23 protein-coding genes are annotated in these 24,468 nt (G+C 60.0%); 5 read left to right on the top strand and 18 right to left on the bottom strand.

Going from position 1 to position 24,468, the window contains the following annotated elements:
• Positions 1-57: 57 nt before the first annotated feature.
• Positions 58-984, bottom strand: coding sequence for a UDP-glucuronic acid decarboxylase family protein (locus tag M2447_RS00920; RefSeq protein ID WP_277556964.1), 927 nt, complete (start codon positions 982-984; stop codon positions 58-60).
• 249 nt (positions 985-1,233) lie between these two features.
• On the opposite strand from M2447_RS00920, the gene M2447_RS00915 reads away from it, so the two are divergent.
• Positions 1,234-1,698, top strand: coding sequence for a biopolymer transporter ExbD (locus tag M2447_RS00915; protein WP_277508321.1), 465 nt, complete (start codon positions 1,234-1,236; stop codon positions 1,696-1,698).
• Positions 1,699-1,764: 66 nt separating this feature from the next.
• Positions 1,765-2,778, top strand: coding sequence for a glycoside hydrolase family 43 protein (locus M2447_RS00910; protein ID WP_277556963.1), 1,014 nt, complete (start codon positions 1,765-1,767; stop codon positions 2,776-2,778).
• A 31-nt stretch (positions 2,779-2,809) separates the two neighbouring features.
• Here the strand turns inward: M2447_RS00910 and M2447_RS00905 are convergent, their stop codons facing one another.
• The 4 genes from M2447_RS00905 to M2447_RS00890 all read right to left on the bottom strand — a co-directional run bounded on the left by M2447_RS00905 (position 2,810) and on the right by M2447_RS00890 (position 7,649).
• Positions 2,810-4,084 carry a hypothetical protein gene (locus tag M2447_RS00905; RefSeq protein ID WP_277556960.1) on the bottom strand — a complete coding sequence of 425 codons (1,275 nt, stop codon included), beginning with the start codon at positions 4,082-4,084 and terminating at the stop codon, positions 2,810-2,812.
• An 86-nt stretch (positions 4,085-4,170) separates the two neighbouring features.
• On the bottom strand, positions 4,171-5,298 hold the full coding sequence (locus M2447_RS00900; protein WP_277556959.1) for a uroporphyrinogen decarboxylase family protein: 1,128 nt from the start codon (positions 5,296-5,298) through the stop codon (positions 4,171-4,173).
• A 534-nt stretch (positions 5,299-5,832) separates the two neighbouring features.
• Positions 5,833-7,020 (bottom strand): hypothetical protein, encoded by a 1,188-nt coding sequence (locus M2447_RS00895; RefSeq protein WP_277556957.1) that lies wholly within the window; start codon positions 7,018-7,020, stop codon positions 5,833-5,835.
• A 38-nt stretch (positions 7,021-7,058) separates the two neighbouring features.
• Positions 7,059-7,649, bottom strand: coding sequence for a CbrC family protein (locus M2447_RS00890; protein WP_277508315.1), 591 nt, complete (start codon positions 7,647-7,649; stop codon positions 7,059-7,061).
• Here M2447_RS00890 and M2447_RS00885 point away from each other — a divergent pair.
• On the top strand, positions 7,626-7,934 hold the full coding sequence (locus M2447_RS00885; protein WP_277508313.1) for a hypothetical protein: 309 nt from the start codon (positions 7,626-7,628) through the stop codon (positions 7,932-7,934). The two genes, M2447_RS00890 and M2447_RS00885, sit on opposite strands and share 24 nt — an antisense overlap.
• A gap of 110 nt (positions 7,935-8,044) precedes the next feature.
• Here the strand turns inward: M2447_RS00885 and M2447_RS00880 are convergent, their stop codons facing one another.
• The 5 genes from M2447_RS00880 to M2447_RS00860 form a co-directional block, all read right to left on the bottom strand.
• Positions 8,045-8,476 (bottom strand): hypothetical protein, encoded by a 432-nt coding sequence (locus M2447_RS00880; RefSeq protein WP_277556956.1) that lies wholly within the window; start codon positions 8,474-8,476, stop codon positions 8,045-8,047.
• A 59-nt stretch (positions 8,477-8,535) separates the two neighbouring features.
• A complete protein-coding gene (locus M2447_RS00875; RefSeq protein WP_277556955.1) occupies positions 8,536-9,162 on the bottom strand; it encodes a hypothetical protein in 627 nt (208 codons plus the stop codon).
• A gap of 96 nt (positions 9,163-9,258) precedes the next feature.
• Positions 9,259-9,933, bottom strand: a complete 675-nt coding sequence (locus tag M2447_RS00870; protein ID WP_277556954.1) for a hypothetical protein — start codon at positions 9,931-9,933, stop codon at positions 9,259-9,261.
• A 4-nt stretch (positions 9,934-9,937) separates the two neighbouring features.
• Complete coding sequence (locus M2447_RS00865; protein ID WP_277556953.1) at positions 9,938-10,384, bottom strand: hypothetical protein; 447 nt, start codon at positions 10,382-10,384, stop codon at positions 9,938-9,940.
• Positions 10,381-11,796, bottom strand: a complete 1,416-nt coding sequence (locus tag M2447_RS00860) for a hypothetical protein (RefSeq protein WP_277556952.1) — start codon at positions 11,794-11,796, stop codon at positions 10,381-10,383. The genes M2447_RS00865 and M2447_RS00860 overlap by 4 nt, the downstream gene beginning before the upstream one ends.
• Positions 11,797-12,182: 386 nt before the next feature.
• Here M2447_RS00860 and M2447_RS00855 point away from each other — a divergent pair, with 386 nt between their 5' ends.
• Positions 12,183-13,820 (top strand): Eco57I restriction-modification methylase domain-containing protein, encoded by a 1,638-nt coding sequence (locus M2447_RS00855; protein ID WP_277556951.1) that lies wholly within the window; start codon positions 12,183-12,185, stop codon positions 13,818-13,820.
• Positions 13,821-13,831: 11 nt separating this feature from the next.
• Positions 13,832-14,719 carry a PaeR7I family type II restriction endonuclease gene (locus tag M2447_RS00850; protein ID WP_277556950.1) on the top strand — a complete coding sequence of 296 codons (888 nt, stop codon included), beginning with the start codon at positions 13,832-13,834 and terminating at the stop codon, positions 14,717-14,719.
• 60 nt (positions 14,720-14,779) lie between these two features.
• Here the strand turns inward: M2447_RS00850 and M2447_RS00845 are convergent, their stop codons facing one another.
• The 8 genes from M2447_RS00845 to M2447_RS00810 all read right to left on the bottom strand — a co-directional run bounded on the left by M2447_RS00845 (position 14,780) and on the right by M2447_RS00810 (position 23,969).
• Positions 14,780-16,819, bottom strand: coding sequence for a hypothetical protein (locus M2447_RS00845; RefSeq protein ID WP_277556948.1), 2,040 nt, complete (start codon positions 16,817-16,819; stop codon positions 14,780-14,782).
• A gap of 26 nt (positions 16,820-16,845) precedes the next feature.
• Positions 16,846-17,835, bottom strand: a complete 990-nt coding sequence (locus tag M2447_RS00840; RefSeq protein ID WP_277556947.1) for a hypothetical protein — start codon at positions 17,833-17,835, stop codon at positions 16,846-16,848.
• Positions 17,836-17,888: 53 nt separating this feature from the next.
• A complete protein-coding gene (locus tag M2447_RS00835) occupies positions 17,889-18,338 on the bottom strand; it encodes a hypothetical protein (protein ID WP_277556946.1) in 450 nt (149 codons plus the stop codon).
• Positions 18,339-18,369: 31 nt separating this feature from the next.
• Complete coding sequence (locus M2447_RS00830) at positions 18,370-19,221, bottom strand: DUF4304 domain-containing protein (RefSeq protein WP_277556945.1); 852 nt, start codon at positions 19,219-19,221, stop codon at positions 18,370-18,372.
• Positions 19,222-19,250: 29 nt separating this feature from the next.
• Entirely contained in the window at positions 19,251-20,807 is a 1,557-nt protein-coding gene (locus M2447_RS00825) for a hypothetical protein (RefSeq protein WP_277556944.1), read from the bottom strand.
• Between the two features lie 63 nt (positions 20,808-20,870).
• Entirely contained in the window at positions 20,871-21,683 is an 813-nt protein-coding gene (locus M2447_RS00820; RefSeq protein WP_277556942.1) for an ankyrin repeat domain-containing protein, read from the bottom strand.
• A gap of 99 nt (positions 21,684-21,782) precedes the next feature.
• A complete protein-coding gene (locus M2447_RS00815; protein WP_277556940.1) occupies positions 21,783-23,003 on the bottom strand; it encodes a hypothetical protein in 1,221 nt (406 codons plus the stop codon).
• 96 nt (positions 23,004-23,099) lie between these two features.
• Positions 23,100-23,969 carry an SEL1-like repeat protein gene (locus tag M2447_RS00810; RefSeq protein WP_277556938.1) on the bottom strand — a complete coding sequence of 290 codons (870 nt, stop codon included), beginning with the start codon at positions 23,967-23,969 and terminating at the stop codon, positions 23,100-23,102.
• Positions 23,970-24,468 lie beyond the last annotated feature (499 nt).

Genomic DNA, 24,468 nt, shown 5'->3' with positions numbered 1-24,468 from the left:
GGCGGCGCGGATGCGCGAGCGAAACATCTGTTCCTCGCTTCCGTTTTGCCGCGCTGCTCAAGCCTGTGTGCGGAAATACGCGATCGTGCGCCGCAAGCCTTCCTCGAGCGGAATCTGCGGCTCCCATTTCAACACGCGGCGCGCGAGCGAGATGTCCGGCTTGCGCTGCTTCGGGTCATCCGCCGGAAGCGGCTTGTGCACGATTTTTGATTTTCCGCCGACTTCGCGCAGCACCGCCTCGGCGAGCTGCAACATCGTGAACTCGCCCGGATTTCCGCAATTCATCGGGCCGACGATTTCCGTCTGGTCCATGAATCGCACAAAGCCCTCGATCAGGTCGTCCACATAGCAAAACGAACGCGTTTGCGAACCGTCGCCGTAGATTGTGATGTCCTCGCCCCCGAGCGCTTGCACGATGAAATTGGACACGACGCGACCGTCGTTCGAAAGCATGTGCGGACCGTAGGTGTTGAAGATGCGGATGACGCGGATATCGACCTTGTTCTCGCGGTGGTAATCAAAAAACAGCGTCTCGGCGCAACGCTTGCCCTCGTCATAACACGAGCGCTTTCCGATCGGGTTGACATTGCCCCAATACTCCTCGGGCTGCGGATGCACCTGCGGGTCGCCGTAAACCTCGGATGTGCTCGCCTGAAACACCCGCGCCTTCACGCGTTTGGCCAGGCCGAGGCAGTTGATCGCGCCCATCACCGACGTCTTTGTGGTCTTGATCGGATTGTATTGGTAGTGCGGCGGCGACGCCGGGCATGCGAGGTTGTAGATTTGGTCGACCTCGAACTTGAACGGGTCGGTCACGTCGTGCCGCACGAGCTCGAAGCGCGGATTGTCGAGCAGATGGGCGATGTTGGCCTTTCGTCCCGTGAAAAAATTATCGAGGCAGATCACCTCATGTCCGTCGTTGATTAGGCGGGTGCAAAGATTTGAGCCGAGAAAACCGGCTCCTCCTGTAACAAGAATGCGCATATTGCCGGAAACCGAAACAAACTCCGCGCGCCCAAGCCAGCGAAAATGTAACGGCGCGCCGCGCCGGTGGTGTTCTCGCTGGTGTATTTTGGGAGCCGCTTTCATGCGGTTGTTTTTCCGGCGAGGGTGCGATTTTTGCCACGCGTGCTTTCACGCGTAATGCCCCGGCTCACTTGACTTTGCTTGTCGTTGGGTATGATCTGGGCGCGTCAATTTTCGCCGCGCATCAACCCCGAATATCAAATAACCATGAATCCCGACGATTTTGGTGATGTGAACAGAATTAACGCCCCGATTGAGGAAAGACGGGGCGGTGCGCGTTTTGATCTGACAGCGATGATAAGCGTGCTGATGTTTCTGCTCGTGACGTTTGTAATGTTTTCGCTGGCGTTGACGAACGTGGGGAAAATGGATGTCAACATTGCAGGTGGATGCGGCGGATGCGGGCACGGGAGCCATGAGCCGCTGGTTGTTCAGGTTTCTGAAAACACAACAGTTTATATAAATAAGGAGCCTTACGATATCAGCGATCTCCCCCTGAAGATTGCTTCATACAAAGAGGAGTGCGCGCGCACGGGGCATGTTCCGCGTGTGCTGGTGAGCGGTGATGATCGCGCCCGATATGCCTTGTTGGCGAGGGCGATTGATCATGTGAAAACTGCCGGGATAGAACACATGGTGCTGGAAAGCACCTACCGCATGACGGGGCGCTGATTGTTTCGAACCGTAAGATGCCTTGCGGGATTGCGGCAGTCGGGTGCGTGGGATGCGATTCGGGGCATGAAACTGTTTTCCGTTTTTTGTATTTTGGCGGCGGGTTTTTTCGCATCGTCGATTTCCGAGTGTCATGCCGCCGGGGGGCGGAGCGTGAGGCTGGCCGATGTGCGGTTGCGGGATTGTTGCGTGTATGCGGATGCGAAAACGCGGACGTATTATCTCGTCAGCTCCACGGGGCGGGTCGGGCCGAACGGACGGCCGGCGGTTGTTCAATACACGAGCAAAAATCTTGTCGATTGGACGGGGCCTCGCGTGGTGTTTGAAATCCCCGAGGGCTTTTGGGCGATGCAGGGAATCTGGGCGCCGGAGTTGCACGCGTATAAGGGAAAATATTATTTGTTTCTCACGTTCGACACGGACGACCGGCTGCCCGAGCAATGGCGCGACTGGCTGCCTCGCGTGAAACGCGGTTCGCAGGTGCTCGTTGCGGATTCGCCGGAGGGGCCGTTTCGTGCGTTCGGCGAAAAGCCAAATCAGTCCACGCTGCCGCCCGACATGATGACGCTCGACGGCACGCTTTGGATCGAGGAAGGCGCGCCTTACATGGTGTTTTGTCACGAGTGGGTGCAGATCAAGGATGGCACGGTGGAGTATGTGCGCCTGACGGATGATCTTTCCGCGACGGTCGGCGAGCCGAGGCGTTTGTTCAACGGTAGCGACGCGGTGTGGAGCAAAAAGTCCGCCCAATATGGCTGCCATGTGACCGACGGCTCATGGTTGCATCGCACGAAGTCGGGCAAGCTGCTCATGCTTTGGTCAACGGGCGGCGAGGGCGGTTACACGACGGGATACGCGATTTCGGATTCAGGGAAACTCGCCGGGCCGTGGCGCCAGGAGCAGACACCGCTTTTCACGGACGATGGCGGACATCCGATGCTGTTCCGCAGGTTCGACGATGGAAAATTGATGATGATTTTGCACACGCCGAACAAGGCGCGGACGCTCAGCGAACGCGCGGTGATTTTTGAAATCGAGGAGGAGGGCGACGCGTTGCGCGTGGGGAGGCGGATCGAATAGCGGGGGCGGCATTCGGCCGCTATCGCTTTGCTCAGCGCAACCACTTGTCGGTGTAGTCGAGCCAGGCGCGCCAGTCCTCGTGCGTCATGTCGTGCTTGCCTTCGCGGATGAAAAACCCGAGGCGCGAGTCGATCAGTTTTCCCGTGGCGGGCATTTCGGTGACACCGGCGCGCAGGCCTTCCTTTGCGACGAGTTGGTAAACGGGATCGGCGGCGCGGAGCATGGCGAACTGGCCGGGCGGGTTTGCCCACACGTCCTCGACCGCGCAAGAAATGAGCACGGGGCGCGGCGCGCAGAGCGCGATGAGCGCGTGCTGGTCGAAGGGAAGTTTTTCGGGCGCCTCGGCGAAGGCGGTGAAGTTTTGGCAAAACCAGTGCGGGAAGCGCGAGGTGATCGCGGCGACGGTTTCCACACGGGGGCGTCCCTTGGGGCCGGGCTTGGCGTCATCGGCTGACACGCGACTGGGCGCGGTGCCGCCGCAACCGGCCTGATTGGGGATGACGAGCGCGAAGCGTTCGTCGAACGCGGCGGCGAGGAGCGCGGCCTTGCCGTTGCGCGAATGGCCCACGATGGCGACGCGGCGCGTGTCGATTCCGGGAATGTCTTTCAGGCAGTCAAACATGCGCGAGTAACCCCACGCCCACGCCATGATTGTGCCGGGGGCGTCGGGCGCGTCGGGCTCGACGCCGGCGGCCTTGGCGAAGCGCTTGAGCGCCTCTTTCGCGGGCGCGGGTGAGTCGATCATGATGTCGCCGTTGAAGAAGCAGGCGAGGGCGTAACCGCGGTCGATGATCTGTTCGACGGGCCATCTGCGGATTCGCGAGCCGCGTTGTTCCTCGGAGCCGTTGGGCGGCATTTTGATGAGCGGATCGGCGAGGAGTGTGTGGACGGGGCGGAAGCTCATGCCGAGAAAACACGGCGCGGGGCGCGTTTGTTTGTTGGGCACGATGACGAGCAGGTGGACGGGTTTGGCGGCGAGCGTGGTGTCAACCGAGATTTCGCGGAGCGTGGCCTTGCCGCCGAGCGCGTTTTTGTCCTCGCGGATAATGGTGGCGACGGGCGCGACTTCCCCGGGACGCAGGCCGTATTCGTAGTTTTGAAACAGGGCGCGCAGGCCGGGCGCGCGCTTGGCGTGCCAGTCCTTCGCGGTCGTGATGCGCGGGCCGCCGGTTATGACAAGCGGGTCGGGCGGCGTTGGCGAGGCGGGGAGTTTTTCGGGCGGGGGAAGCGCGAGGGCGCGCGCGGCGAGGAGCGCGAGGGTGGCAATCGCGCAAAGGCGCGCGATGCGTCGGGCAACAGTGTTCATGCGGCGGGATGATGTTTGGGAAACGGATTGCGTAAAGCGCAAGGTTCCGGTGCGCGAAGATCCCGGCTCACCGGGGACGGTTCGCGCTACCGGCAGAATGTCGCGCGCATGCGGTCGGCGTAGTAGCGGACGTTGTCCCATGTGGCCTCCAGCGAGATGCGGTGGTCGGGGCAGGGGATGTAGCCGCCGAGATCGACGAGCGGTTTGATGCGCTCGATTTCGGCGTCGATGGCGGCGCGGTCCTCGCCGAGCACACTTTTGCGGACGCCGCCGACGCCGCGCAGTTCGCGTCCGTATTTTTCGCGCCACGGGGCGATGCTCGCGCCCCAGGTGCCGACTTCGATCGGGAACATGATGTTCACGCCGTTCGCGAACCAGGCGGGGATGAGTTTGTCGATGAGGCCGTCGCTATCGACCGAGAAGAGGTTCACGCCGTGCGCCTTCGCCATGCCGGTGATTTTTTTATAATGCGGGGCGACGTATTTTTCAAAGGTGGCGGGGTTGATGAGCGGGCCGTTTTTGAAACAGATGTCCTCCCAAAAATGCAGGAAGTCCACGCGCAGTCCGGCCTCGAGCACAACCTTCACCGTTTCGAAGGAGAGGTTTGCGACGGTGTCGATGATTTCGATGAAGAGGTCCTCGTCGTCGACTTGAAGATAACTGAGCGCCTCGACACCGATCATGTCGCGCGCGTAGCCGAACATGCTGCCGGCATAAACGCCGAAGGGCGCGTCGGTGGTTTCTTCGCTGAGTTGTTTCCAGCGCGCGAGTTCGTCGGGCGTGCCGTGGCGCGCGGGACCGGATTGGAGGCGCGGTTTGTAGAGTTCCTCCCACGCCTCGCGTCCGGTCATGAGCGTGCCGATGGTGGCGGGGATGGTGGTCGTGTTGGGATCGGTTTCCTCGATGAGGCCGTCGGGATTTATATAACGAATGACGCCGTCGGGGTGTGTTTCGAGGATCTTCTTTTCGAAGAAAGGATGCACCTTGTGCCTGGGCGTGAGCTGGTGTCCCCAGCAGAAATCGAAGCCGAGTTTGTCGCAGATGATTTTGTCGTATTCGTTTTTGTCGAAATAGAATTCGGCCTCGTCGGCGGTGAGGTGTCCCTCCTTGTGCCATTTGGCGAGGAGCTCGGTCCAGTAGCCGAAATGCACGACGGGCATTTGGTCGTAGTTTTGATAATTAAAAACAGCGAGGGTGCGTTCGCGGGTGTTCATGCAATGACGGTGAACTGTGCATCGGACGGTGATTCGCTCAATCGCGTCTGGATGTTTACAGTCCCACGTTTGCGCAATGGGGTTTGTTGCGGCGTGCGGGCGTGGTTTGCGTGCCACTCATAGGCGCTACTTGTTTGTCATTTGCCGCACGCCAAAGGCGTGCCATTCGTCAGCCCGGGGTCGAGCGTGCGAGACCCCGGGTAAACGATGGAAAACAATGCGCCCTGACAGGGCGCCACAATCAGTTTCATCATATCACAATCCCTTGCCCGCGTTTCTCGCAAAGCATGACATCGTTTGCGATGAACGCTACGTGTGGGATTGATGCGCATGTGCCGCCCCTTCAGGGCGCGTGTCTTCTATCTTGAAGTCCCGGGGTCTCGCAAGCTCGACCCCGGGCTGACGAGTGAGGCGCCTTTGGCGCCAGTAAACAAGTTTGCGCGCGCATTCACAAAGCGGGCTGGCGCGAGGACGCACGCAAGGTGCGCCCCCACGGTTTTGATTCGAGCATTTGGTTCGGTGTTTCGGCGCGGGTTATTTGATCCATCCGTCCTTTTTGTGTTCTGCGAGGGTGGCGGCGATGTGGCGCTTGTATTCGGGCGCGAGCGGACAATTCGCCCCGGCGCCGGATGCCGCGATCATGACGGTGTCGGCGGACATGGAGATCATGACTGTTTGCGAGGGCGCGCGATTTGGGCCGAGACACACGATTTGCAAAACGCCGCCGCGAATCAGCATGCAGTAGAAATCGGATTGCGCGGCGATGTTGCGGATGTAGCCGCGCGCAATGTCGAGCTCCCGTCCGACGAGATTGTTTTTTTCGACAAGGCCGCGCAGAAGGGTGTTGAGCGCCGCGGTGTTGTGCCAGAGCTCAAATTGCGCGGTCTTTTTGTCGTTTTTTGTGTCGGAAAAACTCTTCTCGTCGGGATATGGCAGATCGTCGTCGGTCGTTGTCGAGTCGTCCGTGGTTTTGCCTTCGAGCAACTGATGGAGTTCTGTGAAAAACTCGGGCGCGGGATGGATGTTCAGGTGAAGACTGCCCTCGGGTTTCACGCCGTGGCGGCTGATGATGACGCGTCGCGCGGCAAGCGAGATTTCGCACTGCAGCGAAGGGGTGCCGTAGTAGAGTTTGCCGGAGGGCGCGTCGCACGCGACGAGGTGGAGGTCGTTGCCGGGGAGCTCGTGGGTGTGCTTGTATTTGTCCCAGGCGAGCCGGTGGCGCCGCAGGCGGGCGCGATCAATGGTGTCGAGGTGCGGCTCGGCGAGTTCCACGAGTTGCGCAAAAGTGATGCGCGGCGCCACGGCGTCGTCGAGGTCGATGTATTGGGTTTCGTCGAGGACGATTTCCGGTCCCTCGCCCGCCTCGTTTCCGGTGAGGCCGGCGCGCAGCTCGCGAAGAAATTCCACGCAGGATTCGTCCATCGTGAGCGCGATTTCCGCGCCGTTGGGCGATTTCAAAACCGCCTGCCGCGTGTCCGGCGTGAGCGTGCAAGTGTATTCGTGCGGACCGGCGGCGTCGCTGTAACCGCGCACAATGACGGTCGCCTTGCCGCCGACGAGAAGGTGCTCGCGGTCGCAACGCTCGCGGCACTCGTCCGCAAACGCGCCGGCCGCCTCGATGTCGCCCGCGCAGTTGGCGATGACAAAGCCCAGTATTTCGTCGAGCGTGATGTCGTCGAGGTCGTCGTTTGTATATTTGTTGGTGTTATTGTGTTCGGACATGGGTGAATGACGAAACAGCGGGTAATTGTTTTACAAAATCAATCCATGTCGGCGAGGATGACATGAGTCTTGCATTTCAAACATTGAAATAGATATCCCTGCAAAGAACCGTTGTTGCGCATGTCCTTGAGCGCGTCGAAGCCCAGCTCGCTGATATTTTCAACCGAATCGGCGATGCCTCTTTCCTCCAGTTCCGGCCAGCCCACATAGCTGGAAAAGGCGCAGTAGTCGTCACAATGCGCGGGCCATGCGTTGCCTTGAAAGCTTACATATCCGGGAGTGCGATGCAGGATTTCGTCGGTCGCGCCCTCATCCTTGATCGTCTCGTCGTTGACGAGGTTTTGTTGAAAGGAGGCATCATATTTTTTTGCGGCCTTTCCACTGTGAATACATTCGGGACAGAGGTATCTTACATTGTCGGCAGCGGTATAAAAAGGACCGTCGTAATAAACAGGGGTTTCCCTGCCGCAGCAATTGCATTCAATAATGCGGTCATCGCGGAAAATTCCTTTTTCCATAGGGCAGGGGCAGTATTTAAAATTGGGAAGCTTGTAATTGTGCGGTGTTTCGTCCTTCAAGACTGGCTTGATGGCAAAAGTGTCCGCATGAGAGGCGGCAAGCTCCTTCATTTTGAACAGGCGCGCCGCATCTTTGCGGTCGGCCTGATTGGCGATTTCCGCGAAAATCTCATGCGCGGTTTTATGATATCCGAGAAGCGAATAGATGTCTGCAAGAATGAGTTTGATTTTTGGGGATGGCGGGAGTTTCGAAAGCTGGGCTGCGAGTTCGTGCAGGGGCTCGGCAGTCTTTTGCGTGCGTTCTTTGGCGCGAAACTGGCGCGAGATTTCGATATATTTTTTCAAGTATTCATTGAGATTCATGATGTGGATAATAAGTGTTTGTTAGGATCGTGAGTGGCGTTTCACGTGGGTTGCTATATTATAGTGAGCGAGGGGGCCGCCGGCGAGGTCGTTGTTTGTATATTTGTTGGTGTTATTGTGTTCGGGCATGGGTGAATGACTGATTAATCCCAGCATACGGTGAAAACTTGAAATCCCGGCTTTGGTTTTGGCGCGGCGGGATGTTCGCCGTAGGGCCAGCCTTCAATGACACCGTCGGCTTCAAGTCCGTCGATCCATGCGGCGACAGCATCCTGGGTCGCATTTGCGAGGATGTGTATGTTTTCCGCGGCAGGCCACGTGGCGGAATCTTCGAGCGCCATATCCCAGTCGGAATGCATGCCGACAAAAACGCCCTGCACTTCGGGGCGTTGTTCGATTGTTTGAAAACGCTTGTATAAATCGGCAAGCGAGGGGCGTCCGTAACCGACTTGATTCGGGGCAATGCACTCCTCCTCGGTGTTGCCCGAGAAGTATTCGTCGAGCGTGACAACCGGAAGTTTGTCGGGTGCCTGCGCGTGGAGTTGTTGCAGTTTGGCGAGTAGTTTTTCTCTCATGTCAAAAGTGATGCGGGCGTTTTGCGGGATGTTGAATCGTGGCGGCGGCGGTCTTGCGATTATAATTGCGCGAGGGATTTCGCGTGAGTGGCGATATTATAAACACCGAGGTTGCCGCCGTTTTTCCACTCGGCGAGCGCGCCGGGGAGGACGGGGCGCGAGCCGAGTTTGGCGACGGCGCGCTTGCGGATTTCGCGATTCAGGCGCGAGGAGAAGGAGGTGATTTTTTTGTAATCCCACGCGCTGGGATTGCCCAGGTTGTTGCTCACCGCGGCCCATGTCTCGGCGCGTTTTTGGCTGTTGTGGTTGGTGTGCGAATTGTCGAGGAAGCGTTTGTTGTGTCGCGGGACGGAGAGGTAGAGCTGCACGAGGCCCCAGCCTTCCATTGCGTAACGATAACGGAAACCGCAGCGTGCTTGCGCGTCGGGGTTGATGTCGATGCGGCGCGGTTTGGGCATCGGGCCGGAACCGTTGACGTGGAGTTGGAGATACACGCTGTGCCACGGAACGCCGTTTGTGTAGGCGCGCTTGAACTCGTCCATGATTTCGGCGGCGGAGGTGAAGCGGCGGAGCGGGTTTTCGCCGATGGAGGAGAGCTCGTAAATGGAGCAGGTGTTTTCCGCGAGGAGCCATTCGAGGAGCGGCGCGTGGTCGGCGGCGGTGGCGTAGAAATCGCAGTTGGGCATGGTTTGGCGGCGTGAAGATTTTTGAGGCGGGATGGGCGGGGTTTGCAGGATGCTTTTACACTGCGCGCACACGCGGCGTTTTGATTGTGTGTGTGTTTATAAACGGAAAAATTTGCGGGCTTCAGTGCGGCGCGCGTCATCCTGGCCGCCGGCTATGTCGATGTAGGTGGCGTATTCGGGGGGCAGCGGATGGTCAAAAAGTATGCTTTTGTCAGGATCCACGTTTTTGCCGGCAAGATAACATTGATAGAGGCGTTCGTTGGTCGCGGGAAAAACGGCGAGCGAATCGCACTCATATTTCTCAATGGTCTCCGTATCGGTTGGCGATATGCGATTCCTTATAATGGCGTCGTAAACGCCGGACGGGTGTTTGTAAGGTCCGCCCTTGTGGTTATAGGCATCTTTCTCAACGAGCATGCCGCCTGCGCCAAGGGTGAGGAAGTGACGTTCGCCGGGTGTGTTTTCCCATGCGACGAGCCGGCGGGTTTCGTGAACGGCCGAGTGTATCCACAGGGTGGGAAGTGTCGCGGGGCGCAGCGGGTTGATGCGCGTTTGTTTACCCGTGGCGCTGCGTGCGAGGAATTGCCGCGTGACGGCTTTGCAAAAGAGCACCGGCACGGTGGCGAGGTCGATGCCATCCCATGTGTCCTCTGTTTGAAATATATTAAAAAATATCAGGAACGGGTTGCGTGACATTTGCGCGAGCGTAAAGACGCCGCGCCGCGTTTCCAGGCTGATGACGTTGTATTCTTTCCAGACGATGCGTGCCATTGTATTATTTTATAATTCCTTGAAATTCCAGCTTGCGAGGGTGCGGAGTTCGGGGGCTCCGGCGAAGGGGATTTGGCCGGGCTCGGGTTTTGTGTGCGGCGGGGGGAGGAATGTTTTGCGCGACGCGGCGCACGCCGGATTCGGCGTCGAGGCGGGCGACCCATGCCTGCCAGCGCTTGCCGTCAAGGCGGTCGCGAAAGCGGAGTTTTGTTGTTGCGAGGGTTTTGGCAACGGGCGGCGCGGACGCAAGGATGTCGAGATATTCGAGGCGCCCGCGCACGGGGCCTTTATTCTCGGCGCGGACCTCGTGACAGTAGGCGGCGCCCCTACGGTGTTTATCCGTATTTTCCGCGAGGAGCCACTCGAGGAGCGGCGCGTGGTCGGCGGCAGTGGCGTAGAAATCGCAGTTGGGCATGGTTTGGCGCGGGGAGATTTGCGGTGGCTGCGTCATTCGAGCCACGCGGATTTTTTGCGGGCTTTGAGCACGTCGATGAGGTGGGTTTTGAAGGCGGGCGTCAGGGGGATTGTGACGCCGGAACCGGAACCTGTGATAGTGGCCGTGCCGGCGGGAATCGAGATGATGACGCATTGCGTGATGTTGCTTTTCGCACCGAGACAGACGATTTGCAGAGTGCCGCCGCGGATAAACATGCAGTAGAGGTCGGACTGGTTTGGGATTTCGCGGACAAAGCGCTTCGCGGCGTCCAATTCTTTCGCGAGCAAGCCGCCTTTTTCAATCAGGCCGCGGAGGATGGCGTTGATTGTTTTTGTGTCATGCCAGAGTTCGAATTGCGGCTGTTTTCTGTCGTTTCGTTTTTTGTTCTTGAAGAGGTTTTCGTCGGGGTAGGCGAGATCGGCGGTTGCGGCGGCGGGCGCGGTTTCGCCGGCGACGAGCCGGTCGATGGTTTCGAAGAACGCGTGGGCGGGGTGGAGTTCGTGGTGCGTGCCGGATTCGTTGTCGTAGTCGTGGCGGCTGATTGAGACGGTGCGCGTGGCGGGGGAAACGCGGCAGTGCAGCGAGGGCGCCTTGAGATAGAGTCTGCCGGTGGTGATGTCGCAGGCGACGAGCATGACGCCGCCGGTGTCGGGGAGGGCGTGCTCGTGAGCGAATCGTTTCCAGTCGTCGGCGTGTTTTTGCAGGATCGTTTGCTCGCCGGGCGGAAGCGCGGGTGCGAGGTGTCCGGCGATTTGGGCGAAGGTGACGCGTGGCGGCGCGGCAAGGCCGAGATCGATATGCGGGTTTTCGGCGAGGACGATTTCGGGGCCCGCGTCGGGTTCGTCATCAACGAGTCCTTTGCGCAGGGCGCTGATGAAGTCCGCGAAGTCCTTGCTTATTGTGAGCGTGACTTCGGTGCCGTCGGGAGATTTGAGGACGGCTTTGCGCGCGGCGGGGGTGATGACGCAGTGGTATTCGCGGGTGTCGCCGGGGCGCGTGCTGCCCCGGACGATGGTCGTGGTGTTTGGCCCCGTGATGATGCGCGAGTGGCCGGCGTGTTTGCGGCAGGCGGTTTCGATCGCGAGGGCGGCGTCCATGTCGCCGGTGGCCCCGGCGAGGAGCATGTCAACCATGCCGTTGGTGGAAAAATCGGAGTCGTCCTCGTGGCGCTTGTTTTTGTTTTCGTTCATGGACGCGGGGCCGCCGGGTGTTTGGGCTGAAAGGGGGGTGGATTCAAAAATGAAAAACAGGGCGGTCATGAGCGCGATGTGCAGGAGGAACATCGCGAGCGTGAAGATTTTGCCCGATGCGACGCGGTGCATTTCCACCTGCCGGTGGCGGCGGAACAGCGTTTTTCGCCCCAATAGATACAGCGGGATTGTCACGATGAGCGGGGCCAGAAAATACAGGAATTCTTTTGTGAGCATGATTCGGACGATTTGCGTTTCACGCGGTGGAGTGGCCAAGGGTATTCATGCGCCGGGGAGCGGCGGGGGTTGGGGAGGGCAGAGGGTTGTGATTTGGGCGAGGGCGTCGTGGACCGGCTTGGCGGCGGTTTATGGCGCCGGGCTCTGTTCACGTCCTGACTGTTTCTGCCGAGTGGCAATTTTATTGTCGTCTTCACCATATTGTTGGCCGGTGGATAAACTGTTTTTGTGCGAGCTTCGAGTGTTTTAGTGCAATCCCGTGCGTCGATTTGCGTGTGAAAGGCGTCTCGGTGAGAATAACGCGTGCACACGGAACACATCGGCTGCTCTTTCCTGATCTTGCCACCGTCACGCTTTCGGGTAGTTTTTGGGAAAACAAACAAAACGTGAGTAACGAGTCTGCCAGTTCTTCCAAACAGCGCGAGGCCGGGGTGGTTTACACCAGGCCTTGGGTGGTGGACATTATTCTCGATTTGGCGGGCTACACTGCGGAAAAACCTTTGTCTGAACTGGTTGCGATTGAGCCGTCCGCGGGTGACGGAGCGTTTCTAAGGGCGATGGTGCTGCGTCTTGTCGAGTCATGCAAGCGGCGCACCGTTCCGATTGAATCCGCGAACGATGCAATCCGCGCCTTTGAGATCGATCCGGAAACTGCCAGTCAGGCGCGAGCCATGGTAAGGGCGATTTTGGTCGAGGGCGGCGCGCCTCCCGTCACAGCGGCGAGGCTTGCTCGCAACTGGATCAGGTCCGAGGATTTTTTGGAGACAGCGCTGGCGTTTCCCATTGCGGATTTTGTCATTGGCAATCCACCTTACATCCGGCTCGAGGACATGCCCGCGGCCAAGGCGGCGCTCTACCGTTCCTTCAGCACGATGCGCGGGCGCGCCGATCTTTATATCGCGTTTTATCAGGCAGCGTTGATGCAATTGAGGCCGAACGGCGTGTGCGCCTACATATGCGCGGACCGATGGCTTCTCAATGACTACGGGGCCGCGTTACGAGAGTTTATCACCACGCAGGGCTACGCTGTTCGCTATATCGTCGAGGCGCACGATATTGACGCGTTTGAATCGGATGTTTCCGCGTATCCGGCGGTAACGGTTATCAAGAACGCGCCGCAGGGGCCGGTTGTCGTGGCCAAGGCTCTGCCAGGCATCGAGCGCGCGGATCGTTCCTATGTGCTCAGCCATTTGACCAGTGCCAGATCGAACACTGTTTTGCAGGCTGCGCGTTTCAACTCGTGGTTTCACGGCAATGAGCCTTGGCCGTGCGCCTCGCCCGAGGCGCTGGCTCTTTTGAAACGGTTGGAATCGCAGTTTCGCCGGCTCGAGGATGCGCAAACCGGCACGCGCATAGGCATTGGCGTGGCGACGGGCGCGGACAAGATTTTTATCACCAATCCGGGCGAGCGTCCCGATGTCGAGGCATCGCGTTTGCTGCCACTCGCGCTCAGCGGCGATCTTGCGGGCGGGCGCGTGAATTGGTCGGGTCGCCATTTGCTCAATCCGTGGGATGCGCGCGGGCTTGTGCGTTTGAACGCGCATCCGCGATTTGCCGACTATCTTAAGCCACATTATGCAAAACTCGCGGCGCGGCATACCGCCAAGGACAAACCGGAGCACTGGCACAAGACGATTGACCGTGTGAACATGGCGCTGACGGGTCGCGAAAAACTTTATATTGCCGACATAAAAGACCAGTTGCTGCCGGCGCTGGACGAGGGCGAAACCTATCCGCACCACAATTTATACTGGATAACCTCCGAACGCTGGGATTTGCGCGTGCTCGGCGCGCTGCTCATGTCGGATGTCGGCAGGTTCTTCGTGCATAGTTACGGCGTAAGGATGCGAGGCGGTTACTATCGTTTTCAGGCGCAATATTTGCGCCGCATCCGCGTGCCCGCGCCCGAAAGTATATCGAGAAATCAATCGACGGCATTGCGCCGCGCGTTTGACACGCAGGATGTCGCGCTTGCCACAAAAACAGCCTTCGAGATATATGGCATAGATAAACTTCCAATTTGACCCGACATTATATGCCCCGCGCAAAATCAAAAGAATCTCAACCGTCGTTGCCGAAGCTGACCTCCGAGACGGATATTTTTCATCAAGCCGTGCGGCACTGGTGGAACTCGAAGCAACCAGCGGGCGCGAAGCGTTCAGCGGGAAAACAGGGTGGCGCGCGCGACGCCAATTTGCACGGCAAGACGATGGACGGTTTTGCTGAGCAGTTGCGCGGCTTTCTTGTCGGGCTTGGCGTGAAGTCGGAGCATATCTTTCTCGGCGGGCATCTCTCAACGGCACCGTCGATTTTGCCGTCGTATTTTCGCCCGTCGAAGAATTGGGATTTGATAGTGCTTGGAAGCAGTCGTTTTCACCCCGCGCCCGGAGACGAGGGGGATCCCGTGCTTTACGCGGCGGTCGAATTCAAGTCGCAGGACAAGAGTATCGGGAACAACCAAAACAACCGTCTCGAAGAGAGTATCGGCAACGCGCACGACTTTTGGGTGACGTATGCGCAATCCGGTTTTGTGCGCCAGCAGCCGCGTCCGTGGCTCGGGTATTTATTTGTCGGCAACTACAAGGAGGATTCCGACAACAAGCCTGTCCAAATCAAACAGCCGCATTTTTTGGCGATGGAACTTTTCAGGGGAAAAAATGAAAATACGGACAAGCCGGTGTTTGCCGGACCATCCTATTCGGAGCGCTACCGCCTTTTTCTCAAACAAAGTGTTGGCGCGCGCTTGTATGACTCCGGAGTGTTTATAGTGACGGACGACGGTATTGCGATGAAGCGGACGAACCATAGGATCCCGCTGGCGGAATTCGGCCCGGCAAATTTCCTGCGCAGCCTGAAGGCGCAAATTCTCGCGCACTATCCCGGAGCCTCGATAAAACCGAATACACTGGCCGCGCTGATATAGCAGGGAGGCGACGATGCGCGGGCTCATTTCACGCACGTGGAGGCGGGTGGCTAATCATATTCATGCGCCGGGGAGCGGCGGGGGTTGAGGAGGGCAGAGGCTTGTGATTTGGGCGAGGGCGTCGTGGATGGGCTTGGCGGCGGGCGAGGTCCAGCGGGCGGCGAGGTGGCGGATGTCGGCGAGGAGCGCGGGGATGCGGTGCGCGGCGTTTTTGTTTTTCAGGTCGATGGCGTAGTTGCGCGCGGCGTTGGCCATGCGGAGCGCGATTTCGAGTCCGATGGGGTTGCCGTTTTCGAGGGCGGGATTGCCCTCGTGGATGCGCGAGAGGACGACGAGGTCGCGGTATTTGGTTTCGGCGCGGGGAAAATCGCCGGCGTCGGAATGGTCGTAGTGGAGGTTGTAGGCGGCTTTCGCGAGGCGCAGCGCGGCGGTGGTGTGCGGCGGGTTTTTCTGCACGAGCTGGCGGAGCACGGCGTAGTGGCGCTCGGCGGAGGGAAGGTCCTTCGCGTCGGAGGCGATGACGATGAGGTTGTAGAGCGTTTTGGAATAGGCCGGGTTGCTCGCGAGTGTTTCGGGGACGTGCTGCGAGAGGAATTTTTCGGCGGCGGCAATGCCGGTGTTTTTGGCGAGGCTTGATGCGATCTGGTCGGTGGCGTCGGCGAGGTTTTCGGCGACGGCCGCGGAGTCGGGGTGTTGCGCGGCGAGGGCGGCGAGATCGGCTTGGCGGGCGGCGGCGGTTGCGGTGTCGCCGGTGTTGACGTAATCAACGACGAGGTTGTGGAGCGTCAGGGCGTGAAGGGCGGCGAGGTTCGCAAGGGTGGAGTCGCCGGTGTCGGGATTGCGTTTTGCGGTGTCGAGGAGGCCGGCGATTTTGCGCGCGTGGCGTTCCGCGTCGGACATGCGGGAGGCGCCGCCGTAGGCGTTGGCAAGGGCTGCGGAGGCTTGCGCAAGGTTTTCGACGGGTTCGGTGTCGTCGTGTTTTTCGGGCGCGCCGGCGTCATGTTGCGCGGTCGCGTGGCGCTCGAACGCGGAGTGGTGTTTTTCGGCGTCGTCGAAACGGCGCTCGCGGATGGCGGAGGTGATTTGCGCGTAGAGCGCGCGGGAAAACTGAGGCGCGCAGTGTTGCGGATAGCGGTCGGCGAGGCGTTCGAGGTCGCGGTATTTTTCGGCGGCGGGCGCGGGTTCGTTTGAAAGATTGTAGTGGTTGCAGAGCGCGATGGCGGCGTCGGCAAAATGGCGGGCGATGCGGGGCTCGGCGTCGGCGAGAGGCGCGCAGAGTTCGCGCATGGCGGCGTAGTGGGTTTCGGACGCGGTGATTTCGGCGGGATCGCTCGGCGCGGGATTTTCGCCGGTGTTGCTCGGGGACGCGCTTGTCTCGACGAGGTGGGCGAGCGCGCGGATTTGCATGCGGCGGAGGTTGTGTTGCGCGGGTGGCGGCAGCGTGTCGATGTGTTTTTGGACAAACGCCTCGAGCGTGTGATACGCGGCGCGGGCGGGGTCGAGTTCGTCGGTGTCGGCGCAAGAATAAACCAGGGTCAGGTGCGCCTGGGCGAGCCGCTGGATGATGTGCGCGCTGGCGGGGTGGCGGTCGTGGTGCGCGGCAAGCTGGCCACGGATGGTGTCGGCGGCGCGGTGCTCCCCGCGGGTGATGTAGTGGTGGAATTGATTAAAATAGGCGTCGGCGATTTCCTCCGAGAGATCGTGCGCGGGATTTTTTTCGGCGAGGGCGAGGAGCGCCTGGTAGGGGGTGGCGGCGCGCGCGGGGTCGGCGTCCTCGGCGGTGAGCCAGGCGTCGTGGTGATGCGCGAGTGCGTTGGCGTAGTCCTCGATGATGCGCGGATTTGCGGGATGGCGTTCGTGGAGGCGGCGGAGCGCGTCGAGGTGCGGCGCGGCGTCGAATGGCGCGTTGTAGTCGTCGAAGGCTTCGAGGAGCCGGCGGTGCGCGGCGGCGAGGAACTCGTCGTTTTGCACGGAGGGCTCGGCGGCGCATTGTTGCTCAAAGTTGGCGAGCGTTTGGCGGGCCTCGGCGAACTCGGTGTCGTCGCAGATTTCAATTTGTTCGGCGATGATGCCGGGGAGTGAGAGCGGGTTGATGGACATGAGGCGGACGGTGGGTTGCGGACGTTTCAGGCGAGCCGGACGATGCGGCAGTTTTCGCAGAGCGGGTGCGTGTCGAGGAGCGGTTTTGCCTTTGCCTGCATCGCATCGGCTCCGCCCTCGCCGTAGAAATACAGCGCGACTTCCTTCGGGCCGTTCCAATGGCTGAACACGAGCGTGCCGTTGTTTCCGAGGAGGCTGTGCAATTCGTCGGCGACCTCGTTGACGTTGTGTTTTTGCCACACTTCGGGCGGCTGGTTCGCGTGGTTTATATAAACCGCGAATCCCTCCAGTTTTCCGATCGGGTATTCCACTTCGGTGCCGCCGGCGAGGGCGCGGTATTTGAGTTTGGAGCCTTTCGCGATATCGAGTTTTTTGGCGATGCTCAGGATTGTTTCGATGATCTCAGGCGAGTCCTCGGCGAGTTTTATTTCGATGTCGCAGGATGTGATTTCCCCCTCGGGCGAGAGTTGCGAGCCGCCGCCGTTCACGTAGCCGAGGCCCTTGTCGCGGAGCATGAGGTCGAGCCCGTCCTCCAGTCGCATGGTGCGGGCGTTCGGTTGCAGGCGCATGTTGAGCTCGAGTGTCGCAATGGCCTTGGCGACAAATGCCGTCCGCGCTTCGCCGTCCGTGTTTTTGTTTTCAGGTTTCGCGTCCAGGTGCTGCTTCGCGGCCTTCTTTGCCCAGAGCAGCATTTGATACGTGTCGGGATGGTCGTCGCCGAGCGCGATTGCGCGCTCGAAATGCGGAATGGAGTCCGCCTCGCGGTCCAAATAATATAATGAATAGGCGACGCGGTAGTGCCACAGCGCGTCGTCGCGCCCCTGATCGCGCACGGATTCCAGAATTTCAAGCGCGTCCCCGTAGCGGCTGAGGTTGTTGAGCGCGCGGGCGAGCATGCAAGACAGGTCGAAGTCGCGCCCGGCTTCAGGCAGCGCGCGCACGGCGTCCTCGATCTCCTGATGGTTTCCGTCGGCGTGCCATTGTTCGATTTGTTTTAATAATGTTTCGCGATTCATATTGGGAAAATATGGAGGCTGAGAATATACTTATGCGATGGAGGGATTTGTTTTCACTGTTTGTTTTTGCTAAACAAATCCATCCATTTATATAAATCGTCGTGCAGCTCATAATCGCGTCCCGGGTTGGCGCGGGCGGTCATGTCCTTGGTTCGGAATTGGAGTTTCCATTTTCCGGCGGGAGTTTGGTCGAATGTCAGGAGCGTGCTGAAGAGGATGCCCTCAAGTGATTCGCGGAGCAGTTCTTTTATTGTTCGTTTGGTGTCGCTGTCGAGTTTAGCGAAGGCGGCCCGGTAGGCGGCGTCTTTTTTGGCGGCTTCGCTTGAGGGTCTGGCGAAGGGCGTCGGCGGCTGCGGATTGTCCGTATAATCAAATCCGCGTGCGAGCCAGTAGTCGAATTTCTCGATTAACAATGCGCCAAGATAGAGATTGACGGCCTCGTCCGGGTCGTCGGGGATTTCTATATTATGCGCACGCAGGTGCGCGTGGATTTCGGCTTTCATGATTTTGAATATGTGTGCGACGCGGCGCGTTTTATTCTTTTGGAAATTCGATGCCTTCGGCGAGGAGGTAACGGATGTGGCAGCCGGAGAAGCCGCTGTAATTTATTTCGAGCGGCGACTCGGCGCGCGCCGCGGCGAGGTCTTTGTGAAGATTGGCGCGGGCCTTGGGATGCAGTGTTTTTATATAAGAAGCGAGCGCACGCGCGGTTTGTCCCCTGCTTGCGAAGCAGAGGAGGAGCTCGGCGGGGAAATCCTCAACGTGACAGTCGGGAAAAACGCCGGTTTCGACAATGCGCCCGACGAGGCGCGGGATGTCCTCGCATTGGGCGAACCACGGGAGCGCGTGGCGGGTGATGCGGTCGGTGACCTCGGCAATGGCGGCGGCGCGAGTGTGCTCGTGCGCGAGTTCCCATGCGACCCAGGCGCGTTTGCCTGGCTCGGCGAGGTAGCCGAGTTGCGTGCCGGCGATGCTGCCGTTGCCCTGGTATGTCCGGCCGTGGCGCGCCCAGAGCGCGGTTTCCCATTTCTTGACGACGGGCGAGGAAATGGAGGTGTGGACGAGGAGCCTGATGTGCTGGCCGGGGATGTTGTTGTGGCTCGATTGAAATGAAATGCGGTAGGTGAATTGTTTGTCCCGGCTCTTGGCTGTGAAGTGCGGGCCTGATTTTGAGAACTTGTAGCCGCGCGGCTCGAAGGCGGCGGCGATGGCGGCGCAGGTTTCCAAATAAACGGCGCGGGTGTCCTGCGCGTCGGGCGGGCGTCCGGCGAAGCGTGCGCGGGCGGCGGCGGATTTGGCGGAGCCGATATCGCGGATGAGGCTGTTGATATCGCCGGGGGCGTAGGATTTGGATGCGGGTGGCGGCGCGGAAGTGTTGTCGGGCATGATGTGTGGAATTTGCGGGTGGCAATTTTTCAAAAATCGCGGAGTTCGTCGAAGAGGGAGGAGAGTTTGGCGGTGTCGATGTTTGCGGCGGGGTGGCGGCGGGCGGCTTCGGCGAGGAGGTTGTCAACGACCTCGCAGATGGTTTCGCGTTCCTCGGTTTCGATCCAGTTGGTTCGTTTGTCCCATGTGTTGAAGGCGGCGGCCCATTTGCGGACGAGTTGCTCCAGGTATTCGGGGAGCGCGGGGGCGGCGTCGGGCGAGTCGAGGCGGGCGCGGAGTTCGGCGCGGGTTTTTTTGTAGAGGGTGGCGGCGCGGCGGGCGTTGGCGGGGCTGACAAACTCGTCGCCGTCCCACGCGCGGAAGGGGTTGTCGAGATTGTCGGCGAGCCATTCGGGGGCGCGGGGTTTGCGGACTTGCAGGTCGAGGCGCGCGGTTTTTTTGAGCGGGGCGTAGGTTTTTTTGACGTGCGCGGCGACGTCGGCGGGGATGCTTTCGAGCCAGAGTTCGGCGAGGCGCGGATGAGTGCCGGGCGGCGGGATGTCGGCGGGCGTGTAGCCGAAGAGGTCGTCGATGTAGAGGCTCCGCAGTTTTGGGAGGCGGGAGATTGCGGAGATGTTTTGAAGCGTGCCGGGTTTGCCGGCGAGGCTCAGGACTTCGAGCGCGGGGTGGCGGCCGGCGATGGGGGCGAGGTCGAGTTTGTCGATGCCTTCGATGCGGATGGTGGAAAGGTTTGGCAGTCCGGGGTCGGCGCGGTCGGGAGCCGCGATGGCGGGCGGCGCGTTGAGATAGAGCAGCGCGCCGTCGTCGAACGCGTGGATGCGCAGCGCCGGGTGGAGCGCGCCGGTGAGTTTGAGGGAGTGGAGGGTGTCGTGCAGGTGGAGCGTTTCGAGGCCGGTGGCGTCGAGTTCGAGGTCGTGGATGTGGGGGACGCCGCGGAAATCGAGCGCGCGAGCGCCGTGCGCGTTCCAGACGAGGCGGTGGAGCAGGTCGTGAGTGCGGAGGTAGGCGATGAGGTCGGGGCGCGGGCCGCGCGCCTCGATTTCGAGGAGTCGCGGAAGTTTGTCGAGCTCGGCGAGGTTGGGGAGGAGGTCGAGGAGTTCGGGGCCGGCGCGGGTGAAGGTGTCGCGGACGGTTTGGCCGGCGAGTGTGAACTCGCGTCCGCTGCTTCGGGCGGCTTCGAAGCGGCGGAGGCGTTCGGGATCGCGGGCGCGCCAGTCGGCCTCCTGTTCGGCGGCCTGGGTGCGGGGCGTCGGCCAGCCGCCGAAGGACGTGGTTTTTTGGGAGACGAGCGGCGGGCGGTTGGCGACGAATTGGAGTGTCGGCGGCATGTCGCGGAGCTCGACGTTGCGGTAGTCGAGGCCGTGTCCCCAGTAGTAGCGCGTGTTGTTGAGCGGGCGCATGGCGGCGAGGTCGGCGTCGGTCGGCGGCGCGTCGCCGACCCAATCGAGCGAGAGGAGCGAGATGGTTTTGTTTTCGGCGCGGGTGATTTGATAGGCGCAATAGCGTCCGGTGTCGGCGCTGCGTTGCGCAAAGATGTCGCCGGGGCGGGGTGTGTGCGAGGGTGTGGTGTTGGGTTTGGCGGGCATGGGAAAACTCGATATTCAATGCGTCGGGCGGTGTGGTTTATTATGAATGCCAATGTGGCGTGATTATTTCATGTGTTGTCTTAGAAAGGCGGCGACCGCCCAATGATTGTTTCTGGCGGCAAAATCGCTTGCGACAAGGCCGCCTTTTTCAGCGATGTTTGCATCGGCTCCAGCGGCGATGAGGAGCTTTATTATGCCAAGGTCGCCTTTGATGGCGGCGGACATGAGCGGCGTGATTCCTTTTTTGCTTTTAATATTCACGTCGGCTTTGCCCTCAATGAGGGCGCGCACGCTTTCCCTTGCTCCGTTTTGCGCGGCCCAGGCCAACGCCGTCAGCCCGCCTTTATCCTTGATGTTTGGGTCAATGCCGGCGCGCAGGAGCAGTGATGCAAATTCGGCGCGATTATTATATGACGGAAGAAAGAGCGCGCTTTGCCTGTCCTCGTCCAGCGCACCCAGGTCGGGACGTGCGTCGAGTATGAGTTTTAATATTTTTATGTCGGGTTGGGCGCAGGAGTAATGCAGGGCTGTTTTTCCGTGCATGTCTTTTATATTAACATTGGCGCGCGCGGCGATGAGGCTTTGCGCTATTTCCACATGGCCGCCGCGCAAGGCGCCCTTGAGCGCGGTGAAGCCTTCGCTGTTGGCGAGGTTTGTTTCAGCGCCCGCGCGAATGAGCGCGGTGACAATGCCGGTGTGTCCGAAATTGGCGGCAAGCATAAGCGCGGTGGTGCCGGCTTTGAATGGCTCATGCGATTGTGCGTCGGCCCCGGTGATGGTGGCATTGACGCCAGAGGCGAGCAGCCGCCTTATTTCAGCAATGCCGGGGGCGGCTGGCGGGTATTTTTTCAGCAGCTTGTCGTAATCGAATTTCATTGTTGGGCGAGGTGCGCGGGACTTGCGAGTGGCGGCGGTGGTGCGCGTGTGGATTATATTGAATATTATGTATGGTGCGCGAAGGGTGGGCGCTGTTTGTTATGATGATTCCGCCAAGTATTCGCGGTGGCGGTTATCTATAATAATTTTGACGCGGGCGTAGGAGGCTTCGTCGTTTGGGAGGCAGTAGGAGGGGATGCCAAGCCGGGCGGCGAGGTTGTCGTGGTCGCCGAGATAGGTTCCGTGTTTTTTGGCGAATCGGGTGCGGTCGGTGTGATAATAGGCGCGGGCAAAGGCGCGTCCGGCGGCGTTAAGGGCGGCGCTGTCGAGAACGCCGTCCAACTCGCGGAGGAGGAAATCGCGGGCGTCGAGCGTGCCGTTGAGTATGGAGGCAATGTCACGGGGATATGATTGGCGGAGTTCGTCGGAGATGAGGTTGTTTTCAACGCACCAGCGCAGGTAGTGGGCGATGTGCGTGGCCCCGGCTTCGGGAGGGAGGGGCGGTTTGATGGCGCGAAAGTTGCCGGCGTCTCCATGCCATCTGGCTTTGTCGTGGACCATGATTTTGGCGGGCGCGGAGGCGCGGGTGGGTTTGGTGCTCGTGCGCGGATTTGTCGCCGGCGCGGAAGGCTTGGAACGCGGGGCGCCCGCGGGAATTTGTCCCGTGGCGCCGAGATTTTTGCGCAATGTGCGCATGGCGGTTTTAATTGTGGTTTCCCAAGGCGATTCGAGGGGCGGATGCGTGGAGAGGAGGCTGAGCGTGGTGTGGTCGCCGACTATGCCGAGCACGCAAATGATATTGGCGCGTTGCACGTCTTTTTTGCAGAAGGGGAGCAGGCGGTGGAACGCGGCGCGGATTGTGGCCGCTTCGGCGGGCGAAATCGGGACGGGGGGCGTGATGCCGATAAGAAACCAAAGGGTGCGCGCGAGATAATCGGCCCGTTCGATGTCGGCGCTGGTGAAGGCGCCGGGCGAGAGGAGGCGCGCGTCAATTCGCAGGATCGCGTCGAGCGCGCCGGGGTCGCGTATTTTTTCGAGCAGTGAAAGGGCAAAGCGGTGAAACCCGGCGTCGCCGGCGACGAGGCGGACAAGGCCGTCGCAGCCGCCGCGCGCGTATGCAATGGCGGTGCGCGCCCAGAGGCGCCAGGGAATCCTGCGCACGCCGGGGCTGATTTCGCCGCCGTCGGTCCACTGGCATTCGGCGATGAGGCGTTCGAGTTCGTCGGCGAGGCCCTCGGGGCGTTCGGCGGCGACGCCGAGAAGGTGCTCGACTTCGAGCGTGTGATTGCGGGCGCGTCGGCGGAATGTTGCGAGGTTCATGGCGTGCGCTGGGTTGGTTGCGTTTATACAGTTATGCCGGGGCTTGCTGGATGCGTTATATAAGTATTGCGCGGGTTCGGAGGCCCGCGCTCCTGATTATGGTTCGTTTCGGCGGAGCCAGTTTTGCGCGTGTTTATAGCCGAGGGCGGCGGCTTTGGTTATGATTTCGCGGCCCCTGTTTTTGTCCGGAAGTATTATTTTTCCCTCCCAATACAGGAGGCCGAGATTGTATAATGCGTGCGGATTCGCTTCCGTGGCGGACGGGTTTTGATACTCCACCCCGCCGTCGATGTCTATTATCCAGCGGTGGCGGTGGTTTGTTTCCGCATTGAGTCCGCTCCTGTCAACAAGGACGTGATATATTAAAATTTGCCGGTTGTTTATCCACTCAACGGGGCCGATGCTTTTGCAAAGGACGGACGATCCGCCCGGAGTGAAGGCAACGCGTTTGAGCAGCGTCCCGCGCTTGTCGTTAAAATCAACATGGGTGCCGCTGCCGAGGTAATCGTGCTCGAAATAGATTTGCGCGCGATGGAGTTTGTCGGGGGCGGCGACGGATTTTTTATAATGTTCGCGGAACAGAAAATTATTTCGCGTGATTGCCGCGCAGGCTGTCTCGAAGGGGGCGGCGGGCCAGTTGTTCGCCCGGGCCGCCGCGAGCAGGGATTGTTGGATTATGGCGAGAAGCCGGGCGTGTTTCTCGGGCGTTGGGAGATTGCGGAACGCGCTCCAGTCGGCCGTTGCGCAAACGTCCAGGTCGCCGCTGACGGGCGCGAGTGTTGGGGGTTCGGCGGGGGTGTTACTCGAAATAGTCACAAGCGCGCGCGTGCGCGCTCCAGTTTTGGTTTTCGGAAAATGATATTCATACATGAGCGAAAGGAACATGCAGCAGCGGTCGCACTCGGCGACGATTTCGGCATCGGGCGAGGTTTTGTTCCATTCACATGTGAATCGAAAACACTTCATGGGATCAACCGGTGGCGCAGAGTATGGTTTTTGCCGGGTTTGCAGCGGTGGAGGGACGTTTGGACGCGGACATGACAGGCATCGGAAATGACGCGCGTGGACAAAGGGCGCAATACGCGGTGTGCGTTTTGGGAATTTTCCGAGAATTTCCACGAGGCATGACGGGCAAATATTCAACAACTGTCCCGTTCGGCGTCGCATGGTGTTTTCAATGACATGGCATCAGTCCGCGCTTCTCCCTTGAAGATTCAATGCCTGTTCCATTGATCACTTTCACATAGATATGGGCGGGGCGTGAACCGGGCAGCGCGCCACGCCTGATCACCCGTGGAGCAACGGCCAACTGGAGCGGATGAATCGCATGTTTCGAGGAGCCGACTGGGTGCCTGTTTGCCGTCGCCAAGCGCACATTCCCAAACAGATGTGTGAAATTTTCGCCCCCAAAAACCGCCCCGTCAAAACGATCAAAAATCATTCGATTATATGCGCAAACGCTCAT

The organism is Ereboglobus sp. PH5-10 (genome assembly GCF_029504735.1).
In the GTDB taxonomy this organism is placed as follows: Bacteria; Verrucomicrobiota; Verrucomicrobiia; order Opitutales; family Opitutaceae; genus Ereboglobus.
Note: the sequence above shows the minus strand (reverse complement) of the source record. Positions and strands in the feature narration are given on the sequence as shown.

Excerpts from the sequence above, each read along its gene's own strand:
- M2447_RS00810 (WP_277556938.1), bottom strand. The coding sequence starts at position 23,969 with ATGAAGTGTTTTCGATTCACATGTGAATGGAACAAAACCTCGCCCGAT.
- M2447_RS00840 (WP_277556947.1), bottom strand. The coding sequence starts at position 17,835 with ATGAATCGCGAAACATTATTAAAACAAATCGAACAATGGCACGCCGAC.
- M2447_RS00830 (WP_277556945.1), bottom strand. The coding sequence starts at position 19,221 with ATGCCCGACAACACTTCCGCGCCGCCACCCGCATCCAAATCCTACGCC.
- M2447_RS00900 (WP_277556959.1), bottom strand. The coding sequence starts at position 5,298 with ATGAACACCCGCGAACGCACCCTCGCTGTTTTTAATTATCAAAACTAC.
- M2447_RS00820 (WP_277556942.1), bottom strand. The coding sequence starts at position 21,683 with ATGAAATTCGATTACGACAAGCTGCTGAAAAAATACCCGCCAGCCGCC.
- M2447_RS00880 (WP_277556956.1), bottom strand. The coding sequence starts at position 8,476 with ATGAGAGAAAAACTACTCGCCAAACTGCAACAACTCCACGCGCAGGCA.
- M2447_RS00870 (WP_277556954.1), bottom strand. The coding sequence starts at position 9,933 with ATGGCACGCATCGTCTGGAAAGAATACAACGTCATCAGCCTGGAAACG.
- M2447_RS00895 (WP_277556957.1), bottom strand. The coding sequence starts at position 7,020 with ATGTCCGAACACAATAACACCAACAAATATACAAACGACGACCTCGAC.
- M2447_RS00865 (WP_277556953.1), bottom strand. The coding sequence starts at position 10,384 with ATGACGCAGCCACCGCAAATCTCCCCGCGCCAAACCATGCCCAACTGC.
- M2447_RS00835 (WP_277556946.1), bottom strand. The coding sequence starts at position 18,338 with ATGAAAGCCGAAATCCACGCGCACCTGCGTGCGCATAATATAGAAATC.
- M2447_RS00885 (WP_277508313.1), top strand. The coding sequence starts at position 7,626 with ATGAGAGGCGGCAAGCTCCTTCATTTTGAACAGGCGCGCCGCATCTTT.
- M2447_RS00825 (WP_277556944.1), bottom strand. The coding sequence starts at position 20,807 with ATGCCCGCCAAACCCAACACCACACCCTCGCACACACCCCGCCCCGGC.
- M2447_RS00845 (WP_277556948.1), bottom strand. The coding sequence starts at position 16,819 with ATGTCCATCAACCCGCTCTCACTCCCCGGCATCATCGCCGAACAAATT.
- M2447_RS00890 (WP_277508315.1), bottom strand. The coding sequence starts at position 7,649 with ATGAAGGAGCTTGCCGCCTCTCATGCGGACACTTTTGCCATCAAGCCA.
- M2447_RS00850 (WP_277556950.1), top strand. The coding sequence starts at position 13,832 with ATGCCCCGCGCAAAATCAAAAGAATCTCAACCGTCGTTGCCGAAGCTG.
- M2447_RS00920 (WP_277556964.1), bottom strand. The coding sequence starts at position 984 with ATGCGCATTCTTGTTACAGGAGGAGCCGGTTTTCTCGGCTCAAATCTT.
- M2447_RS00915 (WP_277508321.1), top strand. The coding sequence starts at position 1,234 with ATGAATCCCGACGATTTTGGTGATGTGAACAGAATTAACGCCCCGATT.
- M2447_RS00910 (WP_277556963.1), top strand. The coding sequence starts at position 1,765 with ATGAAACTGTTTTCCGTTTTTTGTATTTTGGCGGCGGGTTTTTTCGCA.
- M2447_RS00815 (WP_277556940.1), bottom strand. The coding sequence starts at position 23,003 with ATGAACCTCGCAACATTCCGCCGACGCGCCCGCAATCACACGCTCGAA.
- M2447_RS00905 (WP_277556960.1), bottom strand. The coding sequence starts at position 4,084 with ATGAACACTGTTGCCCGACGCATCGCGCGCCTTTGCGCGATTGCCACC.
- M2447_RS00875 (WP_277556955.1), bottom strand. The coding sequence starts at position 9,162 with ATGCCCAACTGCGATTTCTACGCCACCGCCGCCGACCACGCGCCGCTC.
- M2447_RS00860 (WP_277556952.1), bottom strand. The coding sequence starts at position 11,796 with ATGCTCACAAAAGAATTCCTGTATTTTCTGGCCCCGCTCATCGTGACA.